This window comes from Phenylobacterium sp. (assembly GCF_044236515.1).
GTDB lineage: Bacteria > Pseudomonadota > Alphaproteobacteria > Caulobacterales > Caulobacteraceae > Phenylobacterium.
Window position 1 is genome coordinate 1 of record NZ_JBIIGK010000194.1, and the last position, 4578, is coordinate 4578.

Genomic DNA, 4578 nt, shown 5'->3' on the forward strand with positions numbered 1-4578 from the left:
GTCGCGCAGTCGGCGCCGGCCATGGCCGCCTGGGTCACGTGGCCCGGGCTGCGGATCGAGGCGGCGAGGATCTCGGTGTCGAAGCCGTAGTTGTCGTAGATCGCCCGGATCTCGGTGATCAGGTCCATGCCGTCGGCGCCGTGGTCGTCCAGGCGACCGATGAACGGGCTGATGTAGCTGGCCCCCGCCTTGGCGGCGAGCAGGGCCTGGGCGGCCGAGAAGCACAGGGTGACGTTGGTCAGCACGCCTTCCTGGGCGAATTCGCGGGTGGCGATCAGGCCGTCGCGGGTCAGCGGCACCTTGACCACCACGTTCGGGGCGATGGTCGCCAGCCTGCGGCCCTCGTCCAGCATGCCGGCGGTGTCGGCGGCGGCGACCTCGGCGCTGACCGGCCCCTCGACCACGCCGCAGATCTCGGCGATGACATCCAGCATGTTGCGGCCGGACTTGGCGATCAGCGAGGGATTGGTGGTGACGCCGTCGACGAGGCCGGTGGCGGCCAGATCCTTGAGGATCGCCACGTCGGTGGTGTCGAGGAAGAGCTGCATCGGGGACCCTTTGAGTTACGCAAGGCCGCTTGTAACCGTCTGGGCGGAAAGCGCAAAAGCCCGCTGATGAGCCGCATCGCCTCGGTCCTTCTGCCCATGCCCCTGCCGGAGGCGTTCGACTACGCCGAGCCCGAGGGGATGGGGCTTGCCGTCGGCGACCAGGTGGCCGCGCCGCTCGGCCCGCGCCTGATCCGCGGCGTCGTCACCGCCGTGCATGACGGGGCCGGCCACAACCGCCCCCTGAAGGACGTCGCCGAACGTCTCGACGAGCCGCCCCTGCCGCCCGGCACGCTGGAGTTCGTCCAATGGGCGGCCCGCTATTCCGTCGACGCGCCTGGAGCGCCCCTGGCCATGGCCCTGCGCGGGACGCGCGCGCCGAAGGCCAAACCGCGCCGCGTCGTCGAGCCCACCGGCCAGGCCCCGGGGCGCCTGACCCCGGCCCGCGAGAAGGTGCTCGACGCCGCCGCCGCCCCGATGCCGGCCGCCGACCTGGCCCGCGCCGCCGGCGTCTCCTCCGGGGTCGTCAAAGGCCTGATCGACGAGGGCGCGCTCGCCGAACGGCTGATCGAAACGCTGGCCGCCTTCGATCCGCCCGACCCGCACCGCCAGGGCGCCGACCTCAACCCCAGCCAAGCCGCGGCCGCCCAGGGCCTCATCGACCTGCAACGCGAGGCCGGCTTCGGCGTCGCCCTGCTCGACGGCGTCACCGGCTCCGGCAAGACCGAGGTCTACCTCGAGGCCGCCGCCGCCGCCATGGCCGACGACCCGCACGCCCAGGTGCTCATCCTGCTGCCGGAGATCGCCCTGACCCAGGCGGTGATCGCTCGCGTCGCGGCCCGCTTCGGGGCGCAGCCGGCCGAATGGCATTCCGACGTCGCCCCGCCGGCCCGCCGCCGGGTGTGGGAGGCGGTGGCGGCCAACCGCTGCCGGGTGGTGGTCGGCGCCCGCTCGGCCCTGTTCCTGCCCTTCGCCCGCCTCAGGCTGATCGTCGTCGACGAGGAGCACGACGGCTCGTTCAAGCAGGAGGAGGGCTTCGTCTACCACGCCCGCGACCTCGCCGTGGCCCGCGGCAAGATCGAAGGCGCGACGGTCGTCCTCGCCTCCGCCACGCCCTCCCTGGAGAGCCTGCGCAACGCCGAGACCGGCCGCTACCGCTGGCTGCGGCTCTCGGCTCGGCACGGCGCGGCGCGGTTGCCGGAGATCGGCCTCATCGACCTGCGCCAGGCGCCGCCGGAGGCCGGCCGCTGGCTGTCGCCGCCCCTGACGACCGCCGTCGCCGAGACCCTGGCCCGGGGCGAGCAGGCGCTGCTGTTCCTCAACCGCCGCGGCTACGCGCCCCTCGTGCTGTGCAAGGCCTGCGGCGAGCGGCTGACCGCCCCGGACACCGACAGCTGGCTGGTCGAGCACCGCTACTCCGGGCGTCTGGTCTGCCACCTGACGGGCTTCTCCATGCCCAAGCCCGCCGCCTGCCCGCATTGCGGGGCCAAGGACAGCCTGGTCTCCATCGGCCCCGGGGTCGAGCGGGTCGAGGAGGAGGCGCGGGCCCTGTTCCCCGACGCGCGGGTGGCGGTGTTCTCCTCCGACACGGTCTTCGACGCCCGCGAGGCGCGGCGACTGGTCGACAGCATGGCGGCCGGCGACATCGATATCCTGGTCGCCACCCAGGCGGCCGCCAAGGGCCACAACTTCCCCAACCTGACCCTGGTCGGCGTGGTCGACGCCGACCTTGGCCTGCGCGGCGGCGACCTGCGCGCCGCCGAGCGGACCTACCAGCTCCTCGCCCAGGCCACCGGCCGGGCCGGCCGCCGCGACCGGCCGGGCCGGGCCCTCCTGCAGACCTACGCCCCCGATCACGCGGTGATGCAGGCCCTCGCCGCCCAGGACCGCGACGCCTTCGTCGAAGCCGAGATGGCCGAGCGCGAGCTGGCCAGGCTGCCGCCCTTCGGCCGTCTCGCCGCGGTCATCGCCTCCGGCCCCGACGCCGCCCAGCTCGACGCCTTCGCGCGCACCATGGCCGAGGCCGCCCCCAACGCCGACGGGGTCGAGGTCTACGGTCCCGCCGACGCCCCCCTGGCCCTGGTCCGCGGCCGCCGGCGCAAGCGCTTCCTGGTCCGCGCCGATCGCGCCGTCGACCTCTCCGCCTACATGGCCGCCTGGCGCGCCCGCGTCCGCCCGCCCGGCGCCATCCGCCTCACCATCGACATCGACCCGTACAGCTTCCTGTAGCGCGGGCCCTCGCCCTCTACGCTTCCGAGGTGAGAGGGAGAGATAAAGGAGAGGGCCGGGGGCTTACGCCGGCAGGTTCTGCACCTGCGTCGGGGTCAGGGCGTTGAGCTGGGCCGCAGACATCTGGGCGATCTGGGTCGTGCTCAGCGACTGGATCTGGGTCACCGTCAGCGACGGGATCTGCGTCGGCAGCAGGGCGGCGATCTGGCTGGCCGTGAAACCGCCGATCACCGTCGTCGACAGAGCCGCGACCTGGCCGCCGGTGAAGGCCGAAATCTGCGCGCCCGAGAACTTCTCGAACGCCGGCCCGCTCATCGCGCCCAGCACCCCGGCGGTCAGCCCCTTAACCTGGGTGGCCGTCAGGTTGGCGATCTGCGCCGTCGGCAGGTCGTAGAACTTGCCGGCCGGTATCGCCCCGACCTGCGCCGCCGTCAGCCCCGCGACCTGTGTCGAGGTCAGCGCCGTCAGCGCCGTCAGCGAGAACGCCCCCAGGCGGTCGGCCGGGATCGCCGCCAGCTGCGTCGAGGTGAACTCCCCGGCGTCGACGGCGCTCAGCGTATAGGCCTGATAGGCTGACAGCCCCTTGACCTGGGTGGCGCTCAGCGAGCGGATCAGCGTCGAATCCAGCCCGGAGAAGTTGGTCACCGAAAGGGCGCCGATCTGGGTGGCGGTCAGCGCCTGCACCTGCGTCGTGCTCAGGCGGCCGAACTGGGTGGTGGTCAGCTCGCTGATCTGGCTGGCGGTCAGCGCCTGGATCTTGGTCGAGGTCAGGGCGCCCAGCTGGGTGTCGGTCAGGCTGAACAGGTTCTCGGTCGACAGCCCGCCAAGCTGCGTGCCGCTCAGCGCCCCGATCTGGGTCGACGACAGCTTCTGGAAGTCGGTGGTCGTCAGGCCGCCCATCTGGGTAGAGGTCAGCCCGGCGACCTGGGTCGTGGTCAGGGCCTGGATCTGCGTCGTCGCCAGGGCCCCGAGGTTGGTCCCCGACAGCGCGCCCATCTGGGTCGCGGTGAAGGCGGCGATCTGCGTCCCCGTCAGGTCGGCGAAGTCGGTGCTGGAGAGGCCGCGCAGCTGCGTCGCCGTCAGCCCCGCTGTCTGGGTGACCGTCAGGCCGGCCGCCTGGGTCGAGGTCAGGGCCGAAAGCCCGGTGGCGCTGAGCGCTCCAATCTGCGTCGCCGTCAGCGCCGCCAGCTGCGTTTCACTCAGCGCCTCGGCGGCGGTGGTCCCCAGGGCGGCGATCTGGCCGGCGGTCAGGCCGGCGATGTGGGTGGCGCTCAGCTCGCCGATATCGGTGGCGGTCAGGGCCCCGAGCTGCGTCGCCGTCAGGCCGCGGACCTGCGTCGTGGTCAGCGAGGCGACCTGCGTGGCCGTCAGGGCCGAGACCTTCGATCCCGAAAGGCCGGCGATCTGGCTGGCCGACAGCGCGTCGAGCCGGGTCTCGTCCAGGGCGGTGAGCTGGGTGGTCGACAGGGCGTCGAGCTGCGCGCCCGAGAACGCCATCAGCTGATCGCTGTCGAACAGCATGGCCGGCGCGAAATGCTGCAGCTGGGTGGTGGTGAGACCCTTGACCCCCGTGCCGGACAGCGCCGTCAACTGGGTGGTGGACAGCGCTTCGATGCCCGTGGTGGTCAGCGCCGCCACCTGGCTCGACTTCAGCTGGCCGAGCTGGGTCTCGGTCAGCGCCTGCAGCCGCGTCGCGGACAGGGCCGAGACCTGAGCGGCCGAAAGATAGCTGATCGGCATGCGGGCTCCCGCCGGATCGGCGAACCCAAGTGATTCGCAAGCCTGAGTTTAACCCATGGCTTGC

Annotated in this window: 3 protein-coding genes; 1 reads left to right on the forward strand and 2 read right to left on the reverse strand. The window is 72.6% G+C overall.

The window, feature by feature from the left end; translation table 11 throughout:
* Positions 1–548: fructose-6-phosphate aldolase (gene fsa, locus ACILRF_RS14635; RefSeq protein WP_395674159.1), on the reverse strand; the 548-nt coding region annotated here is incomplete at its 3' end.
* A gap of 66 nt (positions 549–614) precedes the next feature.
* Here fsa and ACILRF_RS14640 point away from each other — a divergent pair.
* The gene (locus tag ACILRF_RS14640; protein ID WP_395674161.1) at positions 615–2774 is read left to right on the forward strand and encodes a primosomal protein N'; all 2160 of its coding nucleotides are present in this window, start codon (positions 615–617) and stop codon (positions 2772–2774) included.
* A 63-nt stretch (positions 2775–2837) separates the two neighbouring features.
* On the opposite strand, the gene ACILRF_RS14645 is transcribed toward ACILRF_RS14640, so the two are convergent.
* Positions 2838–4514 carry an ice nucleation protein gene (locus ACILRF_RS14645; protein ID WP_395674163.1) on the reverse strand — a complete coding sequence of 559 codons (1677 nt, stop codon included), beginning with the start codon at positions 4512–4514 and terminating at the stop codon, positions 2838–2840.
* Positions 4515–4578: the final 64 nt, after the last annotated feature.